General features: G+C 59.7%; 22 protein-coding genes. 2 read left to right on the forward strand and 20 right to left on the reverse strand.

Translation table 11 applies throughout. The annotated features are described in order from the left end of the window. Window positions 1–10: 10 nt before the first annotated feature. Genes V8683_RS19870 through V8683_RS19880 form a run of 3 tightly spaced genes read right to left on the reverse strand, consistent with a single transcriptional unit; the run spans window position 11 to window position 2,836 of the window. On the reverse strand, window positions 11–1,021 hold the full coding sequence (locus tag V8683_RS19870; protein ID WP_411190392.1) for an MraY family glycosyltransferase: 1,011 nt from the start codon (window positions 1,019–1,021) through the stop codon (window positions 11–13). 7 nt (window positions 1,022–1,028) lie between these two features. Then, the gene (locus tag V8683_RS19875; protein WP_411190393.1) at window positions 1,029–1,994 is read right to left on the reverse strand and encodes a UDP-glucose 4-epimerase family protein; all 966 of its coding nucleotides are present in this window, start codon (window positions 1,992–1,994) and stop codon (window positions 1,029–1,031) included. After that, complete coding sequence (locus V8683_RS19880) at window positions 1,991–2,836, reverse strand: glycosyltransferase family 2 protein (RefSeq protein ID WP_411190394.1); 846 nt, start codon at window positions 2,834–2,836, stop codon at window positions 1,991–1,993. Before V8683_RS19880 ends, V8683_RS19875 begins: the two co-directional genes overlap by 4 nt. Before the next feature lie 791 nt (window positions 2,837–3,627). Here V8683_RS19880 and V8683_RS19885 point away from each other — a divergent pair. Further along, on the forward strand, window positions 3,628–3,771 hold the full coding sequence (locus V8683_RS19885; RefSeq protein WP_411190395.1) for an Arc family DNA-binding protein: 144 nt from the start codon (window positions 3,628–3,630) through the stop codon (window positions 3,769–3,771). Between the two features lie 409 nt (window positions 3,772–4,180). Here the strand turns inward: V8683_RS19885 and V8683_RS19890 are convergent, their stop codons facing one another. The 11 genes from V8683_RS19890 to rfbB form a co-directional block, all read right to left on the reverse strand. Further along, window positions 4,181–6,472, reverse strand: a complete 2,292-nt coding sequence (locus V8683_RS19890) for a glycosyltransferase family 2 protein (protein ID WP_411190396.1) — start codon at window positions 6,470–6,472, stop codon at window positions 4,181–4,183. A gap of 17 nt (window positions 6,473–6,489) precedes the next feature. Then, window positions 6,490–9,891 (reverse strand): class I SAM-dependent methyltransferase, encoded by a 3,402-nt coding sequence (locus tag V8683_RS19895; RefSeq protein ID WP_411190397.1) that lies wholly within the window; start codon window positions 9,889–9,891, stop codon window positions 6,490–6,492. Window positions 9,892–9,992: 101 nt separating this feature from the next. Next, on the reverse strand, window positions 9,993–11,426 hold the full coding sequence (locus V8683_RS19900; protein WP_411190398.1) for a mannose-1-phosphate guanylyltransferase/mannose-6-phosphate isomerase: 1,434 nt from the start codon (window positions 11,424–11,426) through the stop codon (window positions 9,993–9,995). Between the two features lie 24 nt (window positions 11,427–11,450). Further along, window positions 11,451–13,289: a glycosyltransferase family 2 protein gene (locus V8683_RS19905; RefSeq protein ID WP_411190399.1), complete on the reverse strand. Its 1,839-nt coding sequence runs from the start codon at window positions 13,287–13,289 to the stop codon at window positions 11,451–11,453. A 223-nt stretch (window positions 13,290–13,512) separates the two neighbouring features. Then, a complete protein-coding gene (locus V8683_RS19910) occupies window positions 13,513–14,262 on the reverse strand; it encodes an ABC transporter ATP-binding protein (protein ID WP_411190400.1) in 750 nt (249 codons plus the stop codon). Between the two features lie 9 nt (window positions 14,263–14,271). Continuing rightward, window positions 14,272–15,054, reverse strand: coding sequence for an ABC transporter permease (locus V8683_RS19915; RefSeq protein WP_411190401.1), 783 nt, complete (start codon window positions 15,052–15,054; stop codon window positions 14,272–14,274). A 53-nt stretch (window positions 15,055–15,107) separates the two neighbouring features. Beyond that, window positions 15,108–16,007 carry a glycosyltransferase family 2 protein gene (locus V8683_RS19920; RefSeq protein WP_411190402.1) on the reverse strand — a complete coding sequence of 300 codons (900 nt, stop codon included), beginning with the start codon at window positions 16,005–16,007 and terminating at the stop codon, window positions 15,108–15,110. Between the two features lie 3 nt (window positions 16,008–16,010). Beyond that, a complete protein-coding gene (gene rfbD / locus V8683_RS19925; RefSeq protein WP_462848851.1) occupies window positions 16,011–16,904 on the reverse strand; it encodes a dTDP-4-dehydrorhamnose reductase in 894 nt (297 codons plus the stop codon). A gap of 7 nt (window positions 16,905–16,911) precedes the next feature. After that, entirely contained in the window at window positions 16,912–17,463 is a 552-nt protein-coding gene (gene rfbC, locus V8683_RS19930) for a dTDP-4-dehydrorhamnose 3,5-epimerase (protein WP_411190404.1), read from the reverse strand. Then, window positions 17,448–18,341 carry a glucose-1-phosphate thymidylyltransferase RfbA gene (gene rfbA, locus V8683_RS19935; protein WP_411190405.1) on the reverse strand — a complete coding sequence of 298 codons (894 nt, stop codon included), beginning with the start codon at window positions 18,339–18,341 and terminating at the stop codon, window positions 17,448–17,450. The genes rfbC and rfbA overlap by 16 nt, the downstream gene beginning before the upstream one ends. Window positions 18,342–18,352: 11 nt before the next feature. Beyond that, a complete protein-coding gene (gene rfbB / locus V8683_RS19940; protein WP_411190406.1) occupies window positions 18,353–19,414 on the reverse strand; it encodes a dTDP-glucose 4,6-dehydratase in 1,062 nt (353 codons plus the stop codon). A gap of 353 nt (window positions 19,415–19,767) precedes the next feature. Here rfbB and V8683_RS19945 point away from each other — a divergent pair, with 353 nt between their 5' ends. Continuing rightward, window positions 19,768–20,619, forward strand: coding sequence for a symmetrical bis(5'-nucleosyl)-tetraphosphatase (locus tag V8683_RS19945; RefSeq protein WP_411190407.1), 852 nt, complete (start codon window positions 19,768–19,770; stop codon window positions 20,617–20,619). A gap of 7 nt (window positions 20,620–20,626) precedes the next feature. Here the strand turns inward: V8683_RS19945 and V8683_RS19950 are convergent, their stop codons facing one another. From V8683_RS19950 to V8683_RS19975, 6 genes are all read right to left on the reverse strand, one after another. Further along, entirely contained in the window at window positions 20,627–21,403 is a 777-nt protein-coding gene (locus V8683_RS19950; RefSeq protein ID WP_411190408.1) for a lysophospholipid acyltransferase family protein, read from the reverse strand. An 83-nt stretch (window positions 21,404–21,486) separates the two neighbouring features. Then, a complete protein-coding gene (locus V8683_RS19955) occupies window positions 21,487–22,764 on the reverse strand; it encodes a dihydroorotase (RefSeq protein WP_411190409.1) in 1,278 nt (425 codons plus the stop codon). Between the two features lie 26 nt (window positions 22,765–22,790). Further along, a complete protein-coding gene (locus V8683_RS19960; RefSeq protein WP_411190410.1) occupies window positions 22,791–23,822 on the reverse strand; it encodes an aspartate carbamoyltransferase catalytic subunit in 1,032 nt (343 codons plus the stop codon). An 87-nt stretch (window positions 23,823–23,909) separates the two neighbouring features. After that, window positions 23,910–24,440: a bifunctional pyr operon transcriptional regulator/uracil phosphoribosyltransferase PyrR gene (gene pyrR, locus V8683_RS19965; protein WP_411190411.1), complete on the reverse strand. Its 531-nt coding sequence runs from the start codon at window positions 24,438–24,440 to the stop codon at window positions 23,910–23,912. Further along, complete coding sequence (gene ruvX / locus V8683_RS19970; protein ID WP_411190412.1) at window positions 24,437–24,880, reverse strand: Holliday junction resolvase RuvX; 444 nt, start codon at window positions 24,878–24,880, stop codon at window positions 24,437–24,439. The genes pyrR and ruvX overlap by 4 nt, the downstream gene beginning before the upstream one ends. Further along, the gene (locus V8683_RS19975) at window positions 24,877–25,455 is read right to left on the reverse strand and encodes a YqgE/AlgH family protein (protein WP_411190413.1); all 579 of its coding nucleotides are present in this window, start codon (window positions 25,453–25,455) and stop codon (window positions 24,877–24,879) included. The genes ruvX and V8683_RS19975 overlap by 4 nt, the downstream gene beginning before the upstream one ends. Between the last annotated feature and the right edge of the window lie 128 nt (window positions 25,456–25,583).

Here is a 25,583-nt window from a genome sequence, read left to right on the forward strand (position 1 = left end):
ACCCTCGAAATTATTCTTTGTCAGCACTATGAAAGAGGAGCCAACGCCGATCGATGACAGCTCCCAAACATGCCAACACTCCGTACCATGCCGCAAGAATCGCCCATTGCTGCCATACAGGTCGCCTTAGCGCCCATAGGGCAACAATTATGCCCGCCAGCATAACGACGTACCAGTAGATCGCGGTGCGCGCGTGGCCGACGCCCGAGCGCACCATCCTTTGATAGTAATGCTCCCGGTGGGCCTGCCAGAATTTCTCACCACGTAACAAACGTTTCAATAATGTTACAGATGCGTCTGCAATAAAAGGGGAAAAAACAATTGCCGGAAACCAAAGCGGCCAAGTGCCCTCGCGCCATCCCCAGTAGCCGAGTGCTCCGGCCAGGAAACCCAGTGGGATCGAACCGGCATCACCCAGAAACAGCTTGGCCGGATGGAAATTGAACAGGAGGAACCCCAGTGCGGCGCCAGCAACGGCGGCACCGGATATCTCAAGCGCTGGGGACGATTGCGCGCTAATCGATGCGGCAGTCGCGTAGGCACCAAAGCCGAAGAGCGCCATCCCGCCAGCCAGGCCATCGGCGCCGTCCATGAAGTTGTACAGATTGATGAGCCAAAGCATCACAAAGCCGACGCCTGCCACCAGCCACCAACCGTAAGCGGTGGGGTAAAGGGCCAGGAGCACGACCACCGCCGCGAGATGGGCCGTAAAACGTACGCGGGCTGACAGACCTCGTCGATCGTCGATCTGCGACATCAACGCAAGTCCCACCGCCGCGAGCGCAATCAACCAGAGCGACGGCGCACACCAGAGAAGCGCGACCACGCAAACAGGCACAATGCCCCAGCCGCCAATGCGCGGCGTTGGGCGGGTATGCAGCGAGCGATGATTGGGTACGTCAGTGGCAAGGCGCCACGCAAGACCCGTGGCGAGCAGCAACCACAGGATCAGCGCGCACGCGGTAGCCGTGGCCACCGTCGTCCATCCCGCTGCGCTCCATAAACGAATTACAAATTGCATGACGAGATTACTCTCGAGAGTGACGAGCGCGATACCAGGCCCCGGTCGCGGCGAGCCCTTCGCGGGTCGAGCAAGGCGGCCGCCAGCCCAAGACTTCGCACAGCCTCGTCGTATCGAGTTGCAGGCCGCCGGTAAGGCGGCTGATCTGCGCAGTACGGCCGGTCAGCCACCCGGCTGCCCGTAGCACGGACACTGGCACGGGAATGAGGGACGCAGGCCGGTCAAGGGCCTCCGCTACCATGCGCAACAGTTCGGACACCGACGGCGCATCGTCGTCGGCAACGTGAAAGCAACCGTGTGCTGCCCGTGGATCCAGCGCGCAGCATAGCAATGCGTCAGCCAGATTTTCGACGTAGAGCACGCTGCGGCGCGCGGAAACCGTGCCAAACGGAAGCGGCAGCTGCCGCCAGACCGCATCCATCATTCGCAGGAAGTTCGCTCGCACGCCCGGTCCATAGACGAGCGGCGGACGAACGATGACTACATCAAGACCCGTCGACACAGCAAGCTCGATGAGCGCGCGTTCCGCTTTCAGCTTCGAGCGGCCATAGGGATCATCCGGACGAGGCGTGGCGTCCTCCGCAAGCGGTGCACCAGCGTCGAGTTCGGCGATCGCCTTGACACTGCTCACAAACACGAAACGCGACACCCCATGCTTGCGAGCCGCCTCAGCCACGCGAAGCGACCCTGCGACGTTGGTCGCATCGAATGCCGCTTGCGGATCCGCAGCCTCCTCGCGCATCACATGCACGCGAGCGGCGAGATGTACGACGCAGTCCGCTTCGAGGCCGGCCGGCCACGCAGAGGTCAGACCATCGAAGTCCGGCCTGTCATACACCCATTCCCGCACGCCATCGACACATCCCCCCGGCCGACGCACCAAGCCTGTGACGGCGTGGCCTCGCGCAAGCGCGAGCGTGCATAGCACACGTCCGACGAACCCGTTCGCGCCGGTTACGACGAGGCGACTCAACACACCCTCCATCCGAAGCGGTTGAAAAACTTGAATGCCGATGTGACAAACATGCGGATATGCGCACTCCCCTTGCGGGCTGCCCCCCCTCCGTAGTGAACGACGCGGACCGACGGCACATAGACAATCTGCGCAACCTCATGGGTACGTAGACTGAGATCGTAATCCTCGAAATACAGGAAGTAGCGCGGATCGAAGCCGCCGAGCCGCTTCAGCACATTCGTGCGAAACAGCATAAAGCAGCCGCTGACGATAGGTGGATCCCAGAATACGTCGAGGGCGTTGATCCTGTCCCGCAGCTCATATCGAGCAAGGCGCCGAGCAAAGCGCCGACGGATGCTGGCCGGCATGAAACCACGTATGAACAGGTCGGCAAGCGACGGATACCGTCGGCAAAGGTACTGTTGTTCCCCATCCGTATCGCCAATCCAGGGCGTCAGAAGCCCTGCTTCTGAATGACTCTCAAAGAAGTCGCATGCGTTCACGAGCGCCGACGGGTCGAGGTCGATATCAGGATTCAACACCAGATGCAATGCACTCGCCGCACGCTCAATAGCAAGGTTATGGCCTGGACCAAAGCCGACGTTGCCATGTCCCGACAGAATCTCACAGGCCATGCGCTTTGCGCGGAGTGCCGCGAAGGCATCCGGTTCCGGACCTAGTCCCCCGTTATCGATCAAGTAGAGCGTGGCGTGCAGATCGGGGCGTGCAGCGCGTAGCCTTTCGCACGCAGTCCCAAGGCTCATGAGCGTGCGCTTGAGTTGCGCGCGGTCCGGCCGATAGACGACGATCGAGACAGACAGGCCGTCGGCTCGGGGGGATCGCGCGCTTTCAATATTCATTGACAATTTGGCTGCGTGCCTGTTCAGGGCGATGCTCTCGCTGGAGGTTTCTGTTGCGACGCGCAAGTTTAGTTATATTTTACTGCAGGACCGACCTGGCCCCCGGGTCTCCCCTGGGCACTCTTTTGCTCGTGCGTTAGCCGATGTCTCAGGAGGCTATCCGAAACCTTTCATGAAGCTGGCCGATCAAGAGAGCCTGTTACTCAAAACGTACCGTCGGGTGGCAGTTGTAGCTGACATGGCGAACGAAAACGCAGAGATCCTGACGGTCGCCAACCGCTACTACTTGATGTTGTCTGCCAACCGCTTGTCGAGGGCCAGAGCCGCTTTGTGCAAGCTATTGAAGCGGCCGCCAGACTGGCAGGGCTGCTGCCCACTTTGGCATCCTGCCCTCTGCCCTGGAAACCGACTTTGGCTAAATCGAGGCAGGCAGAACCCTGGATAGCAGCAAACGTGTGCTGCGCTTCGCCGAGAAACACAACTTGGAGAAAGCCCCCAAATATCTCCTGGGTCGCCGTTCGCGAACTGTCCACATCCGATGCCGACGAGATGGGCTGAAGCGCGTGGGCGGGGCTTGCTGTCCCGGGCTTGTACCGCGAATTGGGCATCGGCACAGCGATGTCTTATAAATAGCGTTCGCAATACGGCGGTAGGGACGTCCCGCTGATGACACAGATACCGGAGCGGAGTGCCCAACACTTTCACCTTTCAATCGTAGCCGATATCAGCGGCGCGGGATGCTTCTGCGATTGCTTGGATAGACATGGTGTTCCTCTCTTCAGTTTCCACAAATGAAGCTGCGCCTGCCGACCGAGCTGAAGGACTGGCTGACTGCGCTGGCGAACAAGAACGGCCGCCCCCTGAATGCACGGATCGTGAGACGCTTGGAAGAGAGCTTGGAGCGGGAGAAGAGGCGCGCAAAGCGGCAATTTTGATTCGTGGCGTGCCGCCGCATTTCCATTGTCCGGTTTTTGATCCACCTAGAAGCTCTTTCGGGCCAACGCCGGCATTTTGGACATTGATCAACGTTGATACAAGCATAGCGACGAAACAGACTCTGCTACGGTTTTGTTTCCCTGTGTAAAAATTGGTCATATCCTGAAATAAACGTACCGGATGACCTGACTTTCGATTTCGACGCAAAGTACTACAAGAGCCATTACGACGATCTGGCCCATATATCGGATCAAGGTGTGTTCCAGCATTACATCGGTCATAGGCACTGGGAGGCTCGTGCGCCAAGCGGCGTTGCAACGCGCGAAGATTTGCTCTTGCAGATTCCTCAAGATGTGCCTGTCCTTGAGTTAGGTCCCTTCAGTGGTGATCCGCACCACCACGATGGGTCTATGTAGCTTGCGCTTCGTGCTTATCGACATCTGTTAGCCATGGCAAACGCACACGAGGAGGGAAGTTTGGGCGGAAATCACCCCCGCTAACGGTCAAATTCGGATTGTAGAAGGGATCGTGCTTGATCATGTCGGCCCAGATTCGCCGAAAATTGTCGCACTCCTGGAGGAACTGGCGGCGTCGCCCCTCGTTCGTCGGTAGCCCTAGACTTGCCGATTCGTGATGGTAAAGAAGCGCTCCAGGTGTCCAAACGTTCGCGTATCCAGTCTTACCGAGCCGGAGGCCAAGATCAACATCGTTGAAAGCAACTGCGAAGTTAACGTCGTCAAAACCACCAACTTCAAGAAACACCTCACGCCGCATCAGCATACAAGCCGCCGTCACCGCAGAGTATCGCTGCGTGCATGCAGCCCTGCCAAAATACCCGAACGTGTCGCCACGCTCACCGACATGTGGATGTCCTGCAAGACCGCCAATGCCAACAACTACACCGCTGTGCTGGATTGTCCCATTCGGATAGAGCAGTTTGGCCCCAACTGATCCGACTTCCGGACGCAATGCGTGCCCAACCATTTCACCGAGCCAATTTGCCTCGATCACCTCGATGTCGTTATTCACGAATGCGAGCAGGGGAGCGTCGGTTTGCGTAACCGCCCAGTTATTCAGAGCTGCAAAGCTGTATGGTTTCTTATAGTTGATTAACCGTACGCTAGCCTCCCGCACAATCTGCTCAAAATACGCCATCGTATCGTGTTCAACGCTATTGTTATTCACGATCACGATTTCATAGTTCTTGTATGTGGTTTTTTCGATAATGGAGGTTACCGCGACACGGAGCAAATCAACCTTATCCTTCGTCGGAATGATTATTGCAACCTTCGGCTCTGGCTGAGCGACAGGCCATGTCACCTGGTAGTAACCGAGATGCTCTTGCCTCGCGATCGTCGCATTGCGGCCTGTGCGAAAAAGATGATCGCGAATAGCTCGCTCCGCAGCCTCGTATGGATAAAGCTTCTCCGTCGTGGCCAAAGCGACCGATCCGCTGATGGCCCGCCAGTGATAAAGTATAAATGGGATATGCCTGATACGCTCAGGCGTAGTCTGCTCGCTGAATCGCAGCGTTACGTCGTAATCCTGGCTGCCATTGAATTCGCTCCGAAATCCGCCAATCTCGCGGAGAATCGATATTCGATAGACAGCCAGATGGACAACTGCGTTTTGAGACAGCATCAAATCATAGTTCCAGTCCGATTTGAACCAAGGTTCATAACGCTTGCCCTGCTCATCAATCTTATCCTCGTCTGAGAACAGGAAATCGAGCTCCGGCTGCGCATTCAATTCCGCCGCCACCATATAGAGAGCATGAGGTGCGAGTTCATCGTCGTGATCGAGCAGTGCAGCAAATTGCCCTGTGGCTAATTCGAGCGCCGAATTAGTGGCCTCCGCTATATGTCCGTTGACTTCCCGTCGGACGTAGCGGATCCTCGCATCTTTTCGTGCATATTGCTCGCAAACGTTCCGCACGTGCGGCTGCGGTGACGCATCGTCCACCAGGCAAAGCTCCCAATGTTCGTAGATTTGCTCTCGCACTGAATCGATACAGCGACGCAGAAATACTTCTGGCGTGTTGTAAAGAGGGACCAGCACTGAGATGAGCGGTCGATTCGTAAAACTTCCGATATGCGCTGAGATTTTTGCGACGTCATCCAACGACAGCGTATCGTATAGCGCAATCCAATCGCCATAGTCGTTGGCCTGCGAACTCGTCTGCACACCTTCGCCCGTACGATCTCGAAGTGCGTGCCGCAGTGCCCCGACCACGCCACGCCGCTTGACGAGGCCCGCTGCATGAACTGCATATGGCCAGATGAGCTTCGGATGCTTGCGGAGTATGTCAAGCAACGGCTTGGCCCGACGACGTGCCAAAGAGAAACGAGAAACTGGTTTAATGGAAAAGCGCCTGATTTTGAAACGCCCCAAACCGCTCATGGGATCCAGCCGAATTGAACGAATATTTGTAGGTATGGGAAGTATTGCACCGTCCGAGTCGAGCAGACGCATCGGAAGATCCCGTGTAAGGTCCTGGGAAAAACCGGTGCCCACGTCGAAATAGAGGGTCGGGCCCAGGCTTCCGCTCTCCACCTCGACGTCGAGACGAACTTGATTCCACCCTGTCGGAATGGGTGACGTGCCAAATTCCAGCAGGAAGTATGGGTCCGCGCCGGTGGAGACCCACCACCCGTCCTCCCGAGTCAAATCGTTCGCTGGTTTGAGAGTCGGTTCAATCATGACGTGCAATTCCGGAGTCACTGGTTATGCGATTCGATAGCTGCGCGAGGTAGCTCGGCAACCAGACTACGCACCGTCTCGACGAAGCGTTGTGGTGAACAATCTGTCGCTACTCGCGCAAGCGCGTTGCTTCTCACTGACTCCCAAAGCGCTTGATCTGTGTACAGACGCACACACGCATCTGCAAAGGCTTCTGGCTCATCCTCCGCGAGCAGATCCACGCCCGGCTCCCAGTCCAATTGCTCCGCAATAAGCCCTGTGGCCACAACCGGAACTCCATGCGCAGCAGCCACGTGCACTTTCAACGGAATGCCTGCCGCAATCCGGGTGGGTGCAATCACAACACGTGCGTCGTCATACCAAGGTGTCAAGTCATCCACTTTGCCGACCAGACGTACCGTACTATCCCTCAACGCCAGCACGGCGGAAGCGCGGTTATGGCCTACGATTTGAAGCTTGATCTCTGGGCCGAGCCTTTCTACCACGCGCGGCCAAATCTGCTTCACAAACCAGCGAAGTGAGTCTGCGTTTGGAGATTTGTCGTCGTGAATCCCACCGACAAACAGAAAATCAGAACGCTGAGCAAAAGGTCGCTTCGTCGGAACGGGTTCAGCTGAATGACCCAAGACGTATACCGGCCCGACACCACGCATCTCGAATTGCCGCTTTTCCGCTTCGGATACGGAAATAATTGCTTTCGCAGGCTCTGTCAGCGCAATCTCGTCGGCAATCAGCTTCCTTGCTTCGCCCTCCGAAACCACATCACCCTGCAATTTCCTCTCGAGAAGCAAACGTGCGGAAAATAGCGATTCGGCATCGTAGACGACGGCCGCGTTACCCACCCATTTGGCGCTGGCGCCATTGGATGCCTTGAGAAAAGCTTCCATGTTATGCGGCCGACAAACGACAACCGCATCATAGTAGCCCGCCCTCCCCAACAAGAACTGTGATAGATCCTGCGCTGAATGACCACGCATCACCTCGATGGAAGCAGGCACGGTCCGCCGAATGGCCGCCCAGGTCTCATCATGGTGAAACATCGGAAACAGCGTCAGCTCCGCACCAGTTTGTTCAAGCGCGCAAAGAAGTTCGCGCGATCGCGGATACCCGGAGCCCAGATTTTCATGCGGAACCCGGTCTTCGATGAAGAGTACCCGCCGCTTCTCATTACGAGCGCGCCTCACCCAGAGCATCTTTTCCAGCGCGACATCCTGCTGTTTTGCGAGCCAGTCGACATGACGCTCGCAAAATATTGCATGATTACGCTGCTGCAATTGAAGGGCCTGCGCGGAGCTCGAAGAACTGCCAAACTCATAGTGCAGAATGACGACATCTGGATCGAACACGACGCGATATCCCGATTCCCACAACCTCAGACAGTAGTCGGTCTCTTCATAATACGCGGGTGCATACCGCTCATCGAACGCATTCAATTCCTCGAACAAGGCACGAGGGGTAAGCAGAAAAGCACCGGAGCAATAGTCGACGTCCCGACGGAACATGAACTCAGGGGCATCCGGTGCCGCTCCACGCCCGTAGCCAGTGCACGCGCCATTACGCCACACAACGGAACCCGCCTCCTGAAGCAATCCATCTGGCAAGATGATGCGACCGCCCACAGCACCAATGTCGCTGTTTGCTTCGCAAAGTGACACAGCGGCCTCGAGCGCCCCAGGCAGCAGAAGAGCGTCATTGTTCAGGAAAAGCAGATATTTTCCACGCGCGTCCTTTGAAGCACGGTTCGCACCCCTCAGAAAGTGCAGATTTTCTCTGCTGCGAATGATCGTCGCGCCCTCGATTCGATCGAGCAATTTTGACGTTGCGTCACTCGAACCGTTGTCCAATATGATCACTTCCGCCCGGACGGTGCTATCGTTCAGCACCTCAGCCACCGAAGCGAGGCAAGCGTAACTCAGTTCGGCGCTGTTATAAAAGACCAGCAGAATACTGATATCGGGAGACGGTTCACGCTTGAAGCGCAGCATTCCGCTGGAAGTCAAAAAAGCATCCAACCGCACCTTGAATCCCGCTCGCATCGCCGATTTTGCGTTTCCATTGCCAAGCGCGTCCAGCGCAACTCCTTCCGCTATCGAAGACTCCACGGCACCCGTTGTCCCGGCAGCCAAAGTTGCGCGCGGCCTCGGCATTCTCAACCCTCGGAGCCGACTGATCGTCGCCCGCATTGGCGCCGTAACCCGCCACGACGTCGAGTTCCGAAAGGACTCAACGATCCGATTTCGCTCGCGTAATTCGTCCTCGATCAGGCTATGAATTTCGCCTTCATGCACATTGCGCTGAGATGCAAGTTCCGCCTCAAACTCTTTGCGCCGCGACGCAAGCTCCTCATCATATTTCTTGCGCTGCGACGCAAGCTCCTCATCAAATTTCCCGCGCTGCGACGCAAGTTGCGCCTCCAGATTCTTCAAGCTAGTTGCCAACTGATCGGCTTGCTCAACTTGAGAAGCCAGTGCTGACTGCTCGTCCCTTGCACGAGCCAAGTCTGAGGTCAGGGCTTCGATGCGTTGGTTCAACTCGCCGCGAAGCGCCTCATTGCTTTGCGTCGCTTGCACACGGTTGTCCAATTCACCCCGGGTCGCCAGGACTTCCTGCGACAAGCGCGCAATCTCACCCGAGAGGTTGTTTACGTGTCTGTTGAGGTCGATCACCTGAGCTTGACGTCTAAACGCTTCGCCGCGCGCCGTGAACAATGTGCGAATCTTCGAAGCCGCCTCAGAAATTGCGCCGAGTTCCACAAGCTTGGTAATGTGCGGTGCGCACTCCTTTCCCACACAAAGAACCCCAAGACCCTCGGAATTATCGAATTCGAAGGCTGGATATTTCGTTGACAATTCCTGCCAGAGCTTCCAAACACCAAAATTACGCTCGCGGACGTTAATGTCGTGAAAAAGAACAACTGCTCGGTCTGAAAGCGCGTCGAGCCAGGTTTCGAAATCGTGCTTAACTGCCTCATACGTGTGCAAGCCGTCGATATGCAGAAGATCGATCTCACCATGTGGCTGACTGGGGAAGTATCCTCGAGCCTCGTCAAAGGTCATGCGAAGCAGTTTCGAAAAGCCAGCATAATGAAGCTCATTGAATTTTGAAATATCTCGAAAGACATCCTCTTCGTACTCCCCAGCATGCTCATCCCCCTCCCAGGTATCGACGGCAAAGCAGCGCGTCGACAGGCCAATCTGGGACACTGATTGACAGAAGGCAGAGTAGGAGTTCCCACTATGTGTTCCTAGTTCGACCAGGATACGTGGACGTATCGCCTTCACGAGCCAGAATGCAGTCGCGATATGACCTGTCCACGCCCCAGGGGAGACAAGTCGGCGGGGATCCCAAAACAGTTCTCCTTCGATCCCTAATGCCGTAATGATTTCAGGAAGCGAATATTGATCGACTAAATTTTGCACTGGACACCTTTCTGATCAGACCAGGATCCCATCGCCCTCTCAGCGAACGCGACTAGCTTTCCTGTCGATTTGCTCGACCCTCCCCCGGAGGGAGGAAATGCTCACGATATTTTGACATCGCGGCCGTAATTGTCCTCGAAGCGAACAATATCGTCTTCGCTAAGGTAAGAACCCGACTGCACCTCAATCAACTCAAGAGGAATTCTTCCGGGGTTCTGAAGACGATGCTTCGCACCAAGCGGGATGTATGTGGACTGGTTTTCAGTAAGCAACAATTCCCGCCCCTCGTTGAAAACACGCGCGGTACCCCGCACGACAATCCAGTGTTCTGCGCGATGGTGATGCATCTGAAGACTGAGCGAAGATCCGGGATTGACGATGATGCGTTTGACCTGGAAGCGCTCCCCCCGATCGATGCCTTCGTATGATCCCCAGGGACGGATTACCTTGCGGTGAGTAACCGACTCGTGACGCCCCAATGCGCTGAGGCGCTCGACGATCCGCTTGACTCGCTCCGACTGATCACGGTGAGCAACCAGCAGAGCATCGGCCGTCTCTATGATCACCAGATCCTTGACGCCGATGGCTGCAACCATCCGGTGTTCGGCGCGAATGTAGCTGTCAGTTACATCGTCGATCAACACGTCGCCGAATATTGAGTTGCGGTCGGCATCCTTCAAGGATATCTCCGCGAGCGCCGCCCACGAACCAATGTCGCTCCAGTTAAGGCCGCGCGCCGCAACCATGACTGCATTTGTGGTTCTCTCCATGACCGCATAGTCGATCGAGATATTCGGGCTTGCCTGGAACGCCTGCGGATCGAGCCGAATGAAATCGTCATCTCGCTTTGCAGCGTCCATGGACTTCCGAACCTGCTCGAGAACGGTCGGCTCGAAGCGTGCGAGTTCGTCCAGATAGACCGAAGCCTTAACCATGAACATGCCACTGTTCCAGTAGTGCCCACCGTTCGCCAGAAATCGTTCAGCGGTCGCCGTATCAGGCTTCTCGGTAAACGCATCGACGTGCCACGCACAGTCACTTCCGGGCAAAGCTTCGCCACAGCGTATGTAGCCGTAGCCCGTGTGAGGTTTCGTCGGTTCGATGCCGAAAGTGACCAGATTGCCGTGTGCGGCGATGTCCCGCGCAGTACCAGCGAGCTTTGCAAAAACAGTCTCTTCGAGAATGACGTGATCCGAAGGCAAGATCAGCAGCAGCGCATCGGGATCCAATTCCATCGCGAGAAGTGCAGCAGCAGTCACGGCTGGGGCAGTATTCCGCCCCACCGGCTCGAGCACAATCGCCGAAGGTTGCACGTCGATACTTCGCAACTGGTCCGCTACCAGAAAGCGCTGCTCCGTATTCGTGATGACGATCGGTGCCGCAACATTCTCCAAACCGTGTAGACGCCGTACCGTCTGCTGCACCAGCGTGTCGCTCCCCGTGAGTTTCAGATATTGCTTCGGATATCCGCCGCGCGACATGGGCCAAAGGCGCGTACCGCTGCCACCGCACAAGACAACAGGGAATACGTTCACGTCAACTCCATAAAAGGGCAATGCTTAAAACAGTTGGTGCGTTTCCGATGTTGGCACCAACGGCTTCACCCTGGGAGGCCAAGCCAGATCAAAATCGTCACGATCCAATGTGAGATTAGGACTATAGAAGGGATCGTCCCGCAAACGCTCCTTCCAGCGCTCATGCATATAGCTAGCCTCTCGCTCCAGGCGCGCCCGCCGCACTGGATCAGCGTCCTCGCCGCGTGTGGCGGATTCATGGTGGTACAGTTCTGCAAACGGGCTCCATACATTGCGGTAACCCGCCTCCCCAAGGCGCAGACAAAAATCGACGTCGTTATAGGCAACGGCCAGATCCTTTTCGTTCAGCCCGCCCACTTCCTCATAGACTTCCTTGCGCACAACGAAGCATGCTGCTGTCACAGCAGAAAAGGCGCCTGTCAGCGCCGCGCGCCCGAAATAGCCGCGCGCCGCACGAGGAAAATGCTTACCCACATTGCCGGCCACTCCAGCTATCCCAAGCACAAGACCGGCATGCTGAACCGTGTCGTCCGCGTAAAGTAACTTTGCGCCCACCGCCCCAATGTCCGTCTGCATCGCCAGACTGACCATCTCGGTCAGCCAGTCCGGAGAAATGACCTCGATATCATTGTTCACGAGGGCAACCAGAGTCCCGGCCGCCAGCGCCACTGCTGCATTGTTTAACGCAGAATAGTTGAACGGCCCATCGTCGCGCACCACCCGGATGCGAGGATTCTCCGCGATAGCCTCAAGATAGCGTAACGTTTGATCATCATCGGACCCGTTGTCCACCACGACCACTTCGAAGTTCCGATAAGTCGTTTTCCGCAAAATGCTGTCGATGCAGCGACGCAATAGATGAAGCCCATTACGCGTTGGCACGATCACGCTCACGAGTGGAGCCTCCACTGGGAGGGCCTTTCGCACACGATATCCGTACCCTAAATACTCAACGTGCCAGTCCAAACCCCTCCGCGCAAAGTGCTCATTGAGCGCCCGCTCGCCGGCTACGGCAGCATAGGGCTTTGCCTCCGTTGTAGAGGCGGTGCTAAGCGCATGCACACGCCAGTGATATAGCACTCGCGGAATATGCCGAATCGCCGTGGCGTCCACGCGCTCGATGCAGCGTAATGCGAGATCGTAATCCTGCGAACCTTCGTAGCCCACCCGGAAGCCACTAATCTCCTCCAGCAATGCTTTATGGTAAACCCCGAGGTGGCTGAACATATTCTGCGAATAAAACAGCTCAGGATTCCACGCGCATTTGAAATACGGGTCACGCCGCACGCCAGACGCATCGATCTTGTCTTCGTCCGAGTAAAACATCCGTGCCGACGGGTTCTGCGCAATTGCCTCAGCCACGCAATACAGCGCATGCTCGGGCAACAGATCATCGTGGTCAAGTAACGCCACCCACTCGCCGCTCGCCAATTCAAGCGCGCTGTTCGACGCCGCTGAAATATGGCCATTGGTGTTTCGAAACACTACCTTGATACGCTCGTCCTCACGGACATAGCGCTCAATTAGAGGACGAATGGCCGGATTTGTAGAGACATCATCCGCAATACATAGCTCCCAGTGCGGATAGAGTTGAGCAAGCACCGATTCGATGGCTTCAGCGAGCCATTCTGGCTTAGGGTTGTAGACCGGCATGATCACCGAGATTTTCGGTGCGCGGTCTAGATTAGTGACACGGGTGCGAATAGCATTACGCGTCGCATCGTCAGTCTGGTCGTATAGTCGCACCCACTTTGCATAATCATTTTGACTGATACCTCCCGGCGCGCCCGCCCTCAGCCAGACCAACTTGTCCCTCACCCCGGCGAAACCCTCACGACGATATACGCCATACGCCTTGCGCATAACTGCGCCGATGCTCCCTCCACCGGTAACCCGACTCACGATCGAACGTACATCCGATAGCTTCAATTTACTTCGTACCCTGTCGAGGCATGATAAAGACCACATATGAGTCCCATCACGAGCCGTTGAGCCGTTATATGCGAGCCGCCGGCTATTCATTCGTCGCTCGTACCGCTAGCACAATCGCAAACATATCCGCAGCTGGTGCGCTACGTAGAAACAATCACGCCATCGCCACCTCGTATTGCGAAACGACGTCCTCCACTGGTCCGAACGCGCGAATACGCCCGCGCTCCATCCACAGCACCTTGTTGCAGACCTTGCGGATCTGGTTGTTCGAATGCATGGCCAGCACGACGATCTCAGCCCGGCTATGGAGATCCGCGAGCCGCGCTTCCGCCTTGTGCATGAACGAAACGTCGCCCACACCCATCACTTCGTCGAGCAGCAGGATTTCGGCATCCACCGCGGTCGAGACAGCGAACGCAAGGCGGACTCGCATCCCGCTCGAATAGGTACGAATCGGCAGATCGAGATAGTCGCCGAGTTCGCTAAACTGAGCGATCTCGCCCTGCTTTTCGCGAATCTCCGCTTCGGTCATGCCAAGCAGCAAACCGCGCAGCCGGATGTTCTGCATGCCCGTCGAGTTCTCGTCCATGCCAAGGCTGATATCGAGCAGCGGAACGGCCCTGCCTTCGCACGTCACGGTTCCACCAGTCGGCGGATAGATGCCGGCCATTACGCGCAACAGCGTGGACTTGCCTGCGCCGTTGTGGCCGATTAAGCCGATGCGGTCACCGCGCTCGAAGCGTAGCGTCACGTCGTCAAGCGCACGCACGACAATGACACCGTCATTATCTTCCGCGATTCGATTACGGCGTCCCATGCGCAGCACCTGCTTTTTCAACGAGCGGCCCTGGACGTCGTAGATCGGCAAATCGAGGGTCACGTTCTTCAGTTCTACATAAGCCATAACGTGTCCTCAAATCCAGTATGGAATACGCTTTACATATCGACCGGTGAGCCATAGCGAAAAGGTCCAGCCGATCACCGCCATGCCGCCCGCCACACCCCACGTCAATGCGCTTGGCGCCTGGCCGATCAGCGGGCCGCGCACAAGATCAAGCAGATACGCTAGCGGATTCCACTCGACGATGAACTGAAAGCGGCTCAGCGCGTTGGGCCGGAAAATAATCGGCGTAACATAGAATGCCACCTGAAGCAGCGCGCCAATGATCTGCGGCAGATCGCGAAAGCGCGCCGACAACAGGCCTGCCAACATCGCAATCCACAGGATGTTGAGGATGTAGAGCAGCAAGCCCGGAATGAAAAGGGGCAACGTTGTCCAGTCCTTCACGCCGAAGATCACCAGTAGTGCGATAATGATTACGGCGTTGTGCGTCATCACGATCAGGTTGCGCCACATGACCTGGAGCATGTAGATAAGCTTCGGCGTAGCCATCTGCCGAATGTAAGAGCCGCTATTGATATACGCGACGCTACCGTCCTGGACCGTTTGTGAGAAAAGCGCCCACATCACAAGGCTTGCTGCAAGAAACGGCAGGTAGTCGTGCATGTTCTGGCCGAACAGTGTCCCATAGACGACACCGAGCGAGCCGATCATTACGCCCATGCTGATGGTCAGCCAGAATGGACCGACGCGCGAACGCGCATAGCGTTGTCGAATTTCCAGCCAACCGAGCAGCGTCCACAACCGCCATGAAACGACGCTTTGTTTGAGGTCAGCGAGTGCGAGAGTCAGCATGCGAGCCTTCAAGAATTACAGATAACAAAAGAAAATTCGCAGCGAACGCTGCGTCAAAGGGCACCGCTGCGGCCGGTCAGTCCATGCCAGATTCCGAGCAGCGCCATTTTCAGATGCTCCGCGCGCTGCGACATGAACAACCCATAAATCACAAGGCGCCCCGGTAATTTCACCAACTCCGTGGACTTCCAGCTCCATGGCATGTAGCCGCGCTTCATCAGCGCAACAGCGTTGCGAAACTGATAATAATGCCGCAATGCGCTATGACCCGGATAGGCGCGGCCGAGCACCCGTACGGGCTCACCGCCCAGCGAATGCGCGAGCCTCAGCGCGGGCGCGCCCAGCACCGAATAACCCCTCTTGCGCGCACGCGCGCACCATTCGAGATCAACAAAATCGATGAACAATGCGTCGTCCATCGGACCAATAGTCGGCCACACGGCGAGATTAATGCACGACCCCGACGTGATCAGGAAATCGACCTCAAGCGGACGGACCCCGACGGGAGCGATCCGCTGGAGCCGCCACATTCCGAATCGCACGAACGGTGCAATGCCGCCCAGCCTGCCGTCCTCGTAAGCTGGGCCGACGAGCGCCACCTTCGCACCGCGCGCAAGCTCATTCTCCATGGTTTGCGGCAACGCGCGCAGCAACTCGTCCGAAGGCTCGCTATCCTGATCGAAAAGGATCGCGTGCCTGCAACCGCATGCGATCAATGCCTCGACGCCCTGGTTGATCGCGGTCGCAACGCCGAGATTGGCACCGTTCGCAAGATACTGAACGCGTGGGTCTAGCCCGAGTGCGGCGGCGTCGCACACCTGCTCGGTGTTATCGACCGCCACGCAAGGGCCGAAACTGGCTAGCCGGTTCGCCCGCGCAACACATCCGGCGTCGGGACGGTAGAAAACGATGACCGTGCCGGTCCCGGCATCGTCAACCACACTTGCATCCATCAATCAATCTTCGAGGCAAAGACGCAGCGCCTCATCCCACATCGGCAGTCGCAGTCCGAAAGCTTGCGCAAGCTTGTCGCCCGCGAGCCGCGAATTCGCCGGCCGCTTCGCCGGCACCGGGTATTCCGAGGCAGGGATCGGCAGCACCTTGGGAGCCTTGTCGCCCATCACCATGTCAAGAATGGCCTGCGTAAAGCCGTGCCACGACGTCGCGCCGCCGGCCGTCAGGTTGTAGATGCCCGAGCGCTCGTGCCACCACTGCGCATTGCCGCTGCGCCGCGCCACCAGGCCTTGCGCGACAATATGCGCGGTCGCCGTCGCGATCGTACGCGACCAGGTCGGCGCACCAATCTGGTCGGCCACCACGCGCAACTCGGGACGCTCCGCACCAAGCTTGAGCATCGTCAGCAGGAAGTTCTTTCCGCGACGGCCATAAACCCAGCTCGTGCGCAGCACGAGGTACGCGCAACCGCTCGCCGCGATCTCCTGCTCGCCTTCGAGCTTGGTGCGGCCATAGACGTTCTGCGGGTTCGTGACGTCGTCTTCCGCATACGACGCGTTTTTCGTACCGTCGAATACGTAGTCGGTCGAATAGTGGATCAGCGTGGCGCCGCACTTCGCAGCCTCTTCGGCAAGCACGCGCGGCGTTTCGGCATTGAGCCGCCGCGCCATAGCCTCGTCCGACTCGGCCTTATCCACGGCGGTATAAGCCGCAGGATTCACGATGATCGACGGCTTCGTTGCACGCACTACTTCGCGCACTCGATCAAGATCCGCGAGATCGAGCGCCGAGCGATCAAGACCGATCACGCGCCCCAATCCCTGCAAGCTGCGCAGTAACTCGAACCCGACCTGACCGTTGATGCCCGTGACGAGAATCGTCGGCTGCTTGTCCATCACACCCTCACGCATAGACTTCAGCTTCCGCCAACCGCTTGCCCGCTGCATCCTTCGCCGCGAGCAACGGCTCGAAGTCGATCGGCCACTCGATACCGATCTCCGGATCGTTCCACACGATGCTGCGCTCGAACTCCGGGAACCAGTAATCGGTCGTCTTGTAGAGGAACTGCGCCGACTCCGAAAGCACGACGAAGCCGTGCGCGAAACCGGGCGGCACCCATAGCTGACGATGATTGTCGACGGACAGCGTCACACCCACCCACTTGCCGAAATTCGGCGAACTGCGCCGGACATCGACCGCAACGTCGAACACCTCGCCCTCGACCACACGCACGAGCTTGCCCTGCGCGTGCTCGATCTGATAGTGCAGCCCGCGCAGCACGCCCCTCGCCGAACGCGAATGGTTGTCCTGAACGAATTCGACGCCAGGTTCGACCAGCTCGGCGAATTCGCGCCCATTGAAGCTTTCGAAGAAAAATCCTCGCGTATCGCCGAACACCTTCGGCTCGATGATCTTGACTTCGGGAAGCGCTGTAGCAGTTACCGTGATGGCCATGCAACCTGATCCGTGAGAATGTTCAACAAATACTTACCATAGCCGTTCTTCGCGAGCGGCGCCGCCAGCTTCTTTACCTGCTCCGCGCCGATCCACTGGCGGCGGTAGGCAATTTCCTCCGGGCAAGCGACCACGAGGCCCTGACGCTTTTGCAGCGTCGCAATGAACGTCGCCGCTTCGATCAATGAATCGTGCGTGCCTGTGTCGAGCCATGCGTAACCGCGGCCCATGATTTCGACGTTCAACGCACCGTCTTCCAGATAGCGCGAGTTGACGTCGGTGATCTCCAGTTCGCCGCGCGGCGACGGCTTGATGTCGGCCGCGATGTCGCAAACGCGGTTATCGTAGAAGTAAAGCCCCGTCACCGCATAGTTCGACCGTGGCTTCACGGGTTTCTCTTCGATCGAAATCGCGCGAAAACCCTGATCGAACTCCACCACGCCGTAACGCTCTGGATCATGCACGTGATACGCGAACACCGTGGCGCCAGCCTGCTGGGCATCTGCGCGTTCCAACTGCTTAGCCAGATCGTGTCCGTAGAAGATGTTGTCGCCCAGAATCAACGCCGAAGGATCGCTACCCACGAAATCCCGGCCGATGACGAACGCCTGCGCAAGCCCGTCCGGCGACGGCTGCACCGCATACTGGATGTTCATGCCCCACTGGCTGCCGTCGCCGAGCATCCCTTCGAAACGCGGCGTATCCTGCGGCGTCGAAATGATCAGCACGTCGCGAATGCCCGCGATCATGAGCGTCGAAAGCGGGTAGTAGATCATCGGCTTGTCGTACACCGGCAGCAGCTGTTTCGACACCGCATGGGTGATCGGATAGAGCCGCGTGCCGGAACCGCCAGCCAGGATGATGCCTTTGCGTGCCATCGCTCCCGCCTTTACGCGCGCTGCGCGTAGTTCGTTTCCACCCACTTGCGATAGTCGCCCGAGGCGACTTCGTCGACCCATTGCTGGTTGTCGAGATACCAGCGCACCGTCTTCGCAAGACCCGTTTCAAACGTTTCCGCCGGCTTCCAGCCGAGCTCGCGCTCGAGCTTGCGCGCGTCGATCGCATAGCGCCGGTCGTGACCGGGACGATCCTTCACGTAGGTGATCTGGTCGCGGTACGAACCCGCGGCCTTCGGACGCTGTTCGTCAAGCAGGTCGCACAGCGTATGCACGACCTCGAGATTCTTCTTCTCGTTCCAGCCGCCCACGTTGTACGTTTCACCGAGCTTGCCGCGCGCGAGCACCTCGCGAATCGCGCTGCAATGATCGCCCACGTACAGCCAGTCGCGCACGTTCTGGCCATCGCCGTACACGGGCAGCGGCTTGCCGGCCAATGCATTGGCGATCATCAGAGGAATGAGCTTTTCCGGGAACTGATACGGGCCGTAGTTGTTCGAGCAGTTCGTGGTGAGCACCGGCATGCCATAAGTGTGATGCCAGGCGCGCACGAGGTGATCCGAACCCGCCTTGCTCGCCGAGTACGGGCTGTTCGGCGCATACGGCGTGGTTTCCGAGAACTGCGGATCGGTGGCCGATAGCGAACCGAAAACTTCGTCCGTGGAAACGTGCAGGAAGCGGAACGCAGCCTTGTCGGCGTCGTTCAGGCTGCTCCAGTGCTGGCGCGCGGCTTCAAGCAACGTGAAAGTTCCGATCACATTGGTCTGAACAAAATCAGCCGGGCCGTGGATCGAGCGGTCGACGTGGCTTTCCGCCGCAAAGTGCAGGACCGCGCGCGGCCGATGCTCGGCGAACAGGGCATCGAGCGCCTCGCGATCGCAGATATCCACGCGGGCAAACACGTGCTTCGGATTGCCTTGCAGCGACTTCAACGTTCCCAGGTTGCCGGCGTAGGTCAGCTTGTCGACGTTGAGGATGGCCTCGTCGGACTGACGGAACCAGTCAAGCACAAAGTTGGCGCCGATAAAGCCGGCACCGCCCGTCACCAGAATCATGGAACTCCCTTGCAAGCGTTGAAGCAGGTCTACTACGCTGCCGCACAATCTGCAGCCAGCCATTTGAAAGTCTGCTGTAAAAAACCTGGCCCTGGCCAGCCGATCAGTCGAAACTTATGCGGTCAGCATGTCGAGACCCGATTTTCGAAGCAGTAATTATAAGGCGAGCCCGAACGAAAGCCATACCACTAACATCTTGAAACAGCTTGACAAATTACCGATTCAGCACGTTGCATACCTGGTTCGGCGGCTACGGATAGCCGCTTGCAGTCAGCGGGAGCGACACGGCTTTCATTTTCCTGTGTTACCGTCTGCGCTGATCAACGCAACAGACGCCACCGGTTTCCGCTTCGATGACCCAGCCTCAGCCGCACCCGGCCCCACTCGCTTTCGGCGACCTCCAGGGGTGCCGCGACTCGTTCCGCGAACTCCTTGCCAAAGCCGCTCCTTCACCCAGCACACCTCTGTGGTTTGCGGGCGACCTGATCAACCGCGGCCCCGATTCGCTCGCCACCCTGCGCGACGTCATCGCTCAAGGTGAACGCGCCACCGCCGTGCTCGGCAATCACGATCTGCACCTGCTCTCGGTATCGGCTGGCATTCGTAAATCGAAGAAAGGCGACACGATCGACGACATCCTGAACGCGCCGGACGCCGCCGATCTGCTCCACTGGGTACGCCACCGCCCGATCGCGCACTACGAGCACGGGATGCTGATGGTGCACGCGGGCGTACTGCCGCAATGGGACGTCGATCTCACGCTGGAGCTCGCCCACGATCTGGAGAAGGCACTGCAACGCGACAACTGGCAAGAGACGCTCGCTGGCCTCTACGGCAACGAGCCGAATCGCTGGTCGAAGGATCTGAAGGGCATCGACCGGCTGCGCATCACGTGCAGCGCGCTCACCCGCATGCGTTTCTGCAACGACGATGGCGCGATGGATTTCAGCGCGAGCGGCGGGATCGACTCCGCGCCAGCCGGCTATATGCCGTGGTTCGACGTGCCGGGGCGCAAGACGAGCAACGCCACCGTCGTGTTCGGTCACTGGGCCGCGCTCGGCCTCACGTTGCGCGACAACCTGATCGGACTCGACTCCGGCTGTGTCTGGGGCAACCAGCTTTCGGCAGTCCGCCTCGAAGCCGATCCCGCGCGCCGCACGCTCACCCAGGTCGAGTGCCCGGGCTGCCGTACCATCGACTCGTAACGCGCCCCTACGACACCCACTCCACCCCCTGCCGTCCGCCAGCGTCCGCCCGCCCCCGCAACTTCTCCAGCGCGGCCTCCACCGCCGCCTGCGCCTGCGCCGCCAGCTTGCGGCGGTCGCCTTCAGGCCGAATCGGCTCACCCACAAAAACGTGCGCGGTTAGCGGCGCAGCCTTCAGCATCGCGTCCAGCGCCTGCTTGAGCGACACGTCGTCGATATACGCCGGCGCCACCGACTGCTGCCCCCGCGCGTCCTCGTAGAGGATACAGATCGGCTGCACCGGCTGCCCGGCTTCCACCGCCGCCTGGAACAGGTTCGTGTGGAACGGCTTGACCGCGCGGCCATCCGTGGTCGTGCCCTCGGGAAACACGCACATCAGCTCGCCGCGCGTGAGGCGCTCGGCAAGCTCGTGCATGATGCGCTTCGCGTCGCTGCGCTTCTCGCGCTCGACGAACACGGTGTCGAGGTTCTTCGCGAACCAGCCGATCAGCGGCCAGTTGCGGACCTCGGCCTTGGAGACGAACGGCGTCGGTCGCCAGGCGTTGATCACGTAGATATCGATCCACGAAATGTGATTGCTGACGACGAGCGCGCCCGCGTCGAGCCGCGCCGCGTCGTTGTGCACGACGAGTTTCATGCCGCACAACGCGAGCATCTTGAGCGACCATGCGCGGTTCAAGGCATGACGCTCGTCGGCGCTGGCGCGCGGAAAGCGCAGCGCGACGGTCCACGCACCGTGCGCCAGGTGGGCCAGCAGTCGGGTCTTGCGTACGAGAAGACTCATGGTCAACAGACGAATACGATATCGATTGGTCTCAGCAGGTACCGTCGGGTACCTGCGTGCCGCGTGCGGCGGGCGCGCAGGCCTCAGTGGCGCTCGAAGCCGATGCGCCCCGCGACTATCGTCGCGCGCACCACGGCAGGCAGTTCGTAGCCAAGGAACGGCGTGTTGTGGCCCTGGCTCTTGAGCGCCCGCGGCTCGACACGCCAGTGCGCGCGCGCGTCGAACACACAGAGGTCCGCATTGTCGCCCACCGCGAGGCGTCCCGCGTCCACCTTCATCACGGCAGCCGGTGCCGACGTGACGCGCGCAAGCGCCTGCACGAGCGGCACGCCCGCCTCCTGCGCCCACTTCACGGTAAGCGAAAGCAGCAATTCGAGACCCGTCGCGCCCGGCGTCGCCTCGGCGAAGGGCAGCAGCTTTTCGTCGTCGTCCACGGGTGTGTGGACGGAGCAGATCGCGTCGATCGTGCCGTCCGCGAGGCCCGCACGGATCGCTTCGCGGTCGCGCTGCTGGCGCAGCGGCGGGTCGAGCCGGAACTGCGCGTCAAAATAGCCGATGTCCATGTCGATCAGATGCAGGTGGTTGGCGCCCACGTCGCACGTCACCGGCAAGCCTTCAGCCTTGGCGGCGCGCACGAGCTCGACGCCCGCCGCCGACGAGAGGTGCATCACGTGCACGCGCGCGCCCGTCACGCGCATCAACTCGAACAGCGTGAAGAGCGCGATGGTCTCGGCGCTCACCGGCACGCCCGAAAGACCGAGCCGCGACGCCAGCGCACCGCTCGCGGCCACGCCGCCCTTCGAAAGCCAGGCATCCTGCGGACGCAGCCAGACTGCGTAGCCGTACGTGCTCGCATACTGGAGCGCGCGCAGCAATGCCTGCGTGTCGGCGATCGGCCGGTCGGCCTGCGTGAAGCCGATGCAGCCGGCCTCGGACAACGAGACCATTTCGGTGATCACCTCGCCCTTCAAGCCCACTGTCAGCGCGCCGAGCGGATAGACGCGGGAGCGCTCGAGCTTGCCGACGCGGAAATTGAGCATCTCGATCAAGCCCGCTTCGTCGAGCACGGGATCGGTATCCGGCGGGCAAACGAGGCTCGTCACGCCGCCTGCCAGCGCCGCGGCCATTTCCGATTCGAGCGTCGCCTTGTGCTCGTAGCCCGGTTCGCGCAGCCGCGCGCACAAATCGACGAGGCCGGGAGCGATGTGCAGTCCGCGCGCGTCGAGGGTTCTTTCGGCCTGGAAGCCGGCGGGCGCCGCGCCCAATGCGGCGATCTTCCCCGCCGCGATATAGACGTCCTGCTGCTGTTCGGTGCCGGAGGCGGGATCGATCAGCGTGCCGCCTTGAATGTGGATCTTCATGCGCTGCCCTTGTTGTTCTCGCCGTCTTACTCGTTGTTGCCTGCCACGATGCCCATCACGGCCATGCGGACCGCAATGCCGAAGCTCACCTGATCGAGGATCACTGACTGCGGGCCGTCCGCCACCGGCGAGTCGATCTCGACGCCGCGGTTCATCGGCCCCGGGTGCATCACGATCGCATCGGGGGCGGCAAGCGCGAGGCGCTCGGGCGTGAGCCCCCAGCTCTTGAAGTACTCCTGCGCAGAGGGCAGCAGCGCACCGCTCATGCGCTCGTTCTGCAGGCGCAGCATGATGATGACGTCGACGTCCTTCAGCCCTTCGTCCAGGTTATGGAACACGCGCGCGCCCATCTGCTCGAGGCCGCCCGGCAGCAGCGTGCGCGGCCCGATGGCGCGCACTTCGGGCACGCCGAGCGTCGTGAGCGCGTGGATGTCCGAGCGCGCGACGCGTGAATGCAGGATGTCGCCGACAATCGCCACGCGCAGATTCGTGAAGTCGCGCTTGTAGTGGCGGATCGTGTACATGTCGAGGAGGCCCTGCGTCGGGTGCGCGTGGCGTCCGTCGCCGGCGTTGATGACGTGCACGTGCGGCGCGCAGTGTTCGGCGATCAGATACGGCGCGCCGCTCGAAGCATGGCGCACGACGAACATGTCGGCATGCATGGCCGAGAGGTTGCCGATCGTGTCGAGCAGCGACTCGCCCTTGCTCGTCGACGAGGCGGCGATGTTCAGGTTCAGCACGTCGGCCGAGAGCCGCTTCGCCGCGATTTCGAAGGTCGTGCGCGTGCGCGTGGAGTTCTCGAAGAACAGGTTGAACACGGACTTGCCGCGCAGGAGCGGCACCTTCTTCACCTCTCGGTCGGTGACGCTCACGAACTGCGCGGCCGTGTCGAGAATATGCGTGACGATCGAGCGCGGCAGGCCTTCGATCGACAGCAGGTGCTTGAGCTCGCCGTTCTTCGTGAGCTGCGGATTGCCCTTCAGGAAGCCGTAACGAAAGCGTCCGCTTTCGGCGGCATCGGCGCGGGCGGCCTGGTCCGGGGTGGGCTGGGTGTTCATCGTAGGGGTCCTCTGGATGCAGGGCCGGGTTCGGACGAAAGATGCGCTTAGGGTGCCTTCGCGAGGCCGCCTGAAACGCTAAAAAAATCAGGCGACGCCTTGCGGCTCGATGGAAAAGGCGAAACGGCCATCGTCGCCGCGTTCGAGCACAAGGGTCGAGCCGGCAGGCAGGTCCGCGCTGCCGCCCGCGAAGCGCGCGGCCACCGGCAACTCGCGGCCGCCGCGATCGGCAAGCACGGCGAGTTCCACCGAGGCGGGACGGCCGTAGTCGTACAGTTCGTTGAGCGCCGCGCGGACGGTGCGGCCCGTATGCAGCACGTCGTCCACCAGCACGATGCGACGCCCTTCCACGTCGAACGGCAGCGAGGTTGGCTCTGCCTGGCTGTGCAAACCTTTTTTCGCGTAGTCGTCGCGATGCAGCGCGACGTTGACGACGCCCCAGCCGCTTGCGCCCAGGTCCTGTGCCAGCCGCCCGGCAATCCACGCGCCGCCGCTGTGGATGCCCGCGAGAGCAACGCCGTCGGGCCCACCGAAGGCATCCGGGGGATACGCGGCGCGGATCTGGTCGAGGACGGCGCGATATAGCGCCTCGGCGTCTAGCGTGTCGCGGGTAGTCATGGCGTGGAGGCGGAACGTTCGTCGAGGTATTGCTGGAGGATCACGCAGGCGGCTTCGGCATCGAGCTCGTCAAGGCCGTCACCGCGTTCGCGCAGGCGCGCCTCGGCATCGACCGAGGAGTAGCGCTCGTCCACCCACACAACGGGCAGGTTGAAGCGGCCATTGAGCTGGTTGCCGAAGCGTTTGGCCTGCTGCGTCATGGCGTGCGGCGCACCGTCCGGATGCGACGGCAAGCCGACCACGAGCAGATCGGGTTGCCACTCGCGCAGGAGCGCGCCTACGGCTTCGAAACGGTAGTCGCGGTTGCGGTTCTGGATCACGGTAAGCGGGCGGGCGCTCTGCGTGAGCGCGTTGCCGAGCGCCACACCGATGCGCTTTTCGCCGTAGTCGAACGCAAGCAGGGTCGCCTCCGCGGCACCCCGCCCGGCGGCCACGCTCATGCGTGACCCGCCTCGCCCGAGAGCATTGTCGACGAAATGCCGAGCAGCGCGAGGGCCGCTTCGAAACGCTCTTCGGCAGGCACGTCGAAGACGATCTTCGGATCGGCCTCGACGGTGAGCCAGCCGTTCCGCGAGATTTCGTCTTCGAGCTGGCCCGCGCCCCAGCCGGCGTGGCCGAGCGTGAGCAGGAAACGTTCGGGACCCTTGCCGTTCGCGACGGCTTCGAGCACGTCCTTGGACGTGGTCATTTCGAGGCCGCCCGGCACCGACATCGACGACGTGTAGTTCGTGCCCTCTTCGGGCGCGTGCAGCACGAAACCGCGCTCGGTCTGCACGGGGCCGCCGAAATAGACGGGCACGTGCAGCAGCGGTTCGATTTCGAGCTTGAGGTCGATGCGCGAGAAAAGCGCCTGCAGATCGATGTCGGTAGGACGATTGATAACGAGGCCAAGCGCGCCGCGCTCGGAATGATCGCAAAGGTAGACCACCGTTCCTGAAAACGTGGGATCCGCCATGTTGGGCATGGCGATCAGGAACTGGTTGGTCAGATTGATGCGATCGTTACTCTTGGACATGGTTTGAATTCTAGCAAAGACGATGCGAAATGGCGGACAGCCGCCGGCGCACTCAAAGTGGCTTGGCGCGGCCCTGCGCGCCGTGGCGCCAGGTGGCCACGCCCCTTTTTTTGTTGCAGCGCGTTTCG

This window comes from Paraburkholderia sp. AV2, from assembly GCF_054968425.1.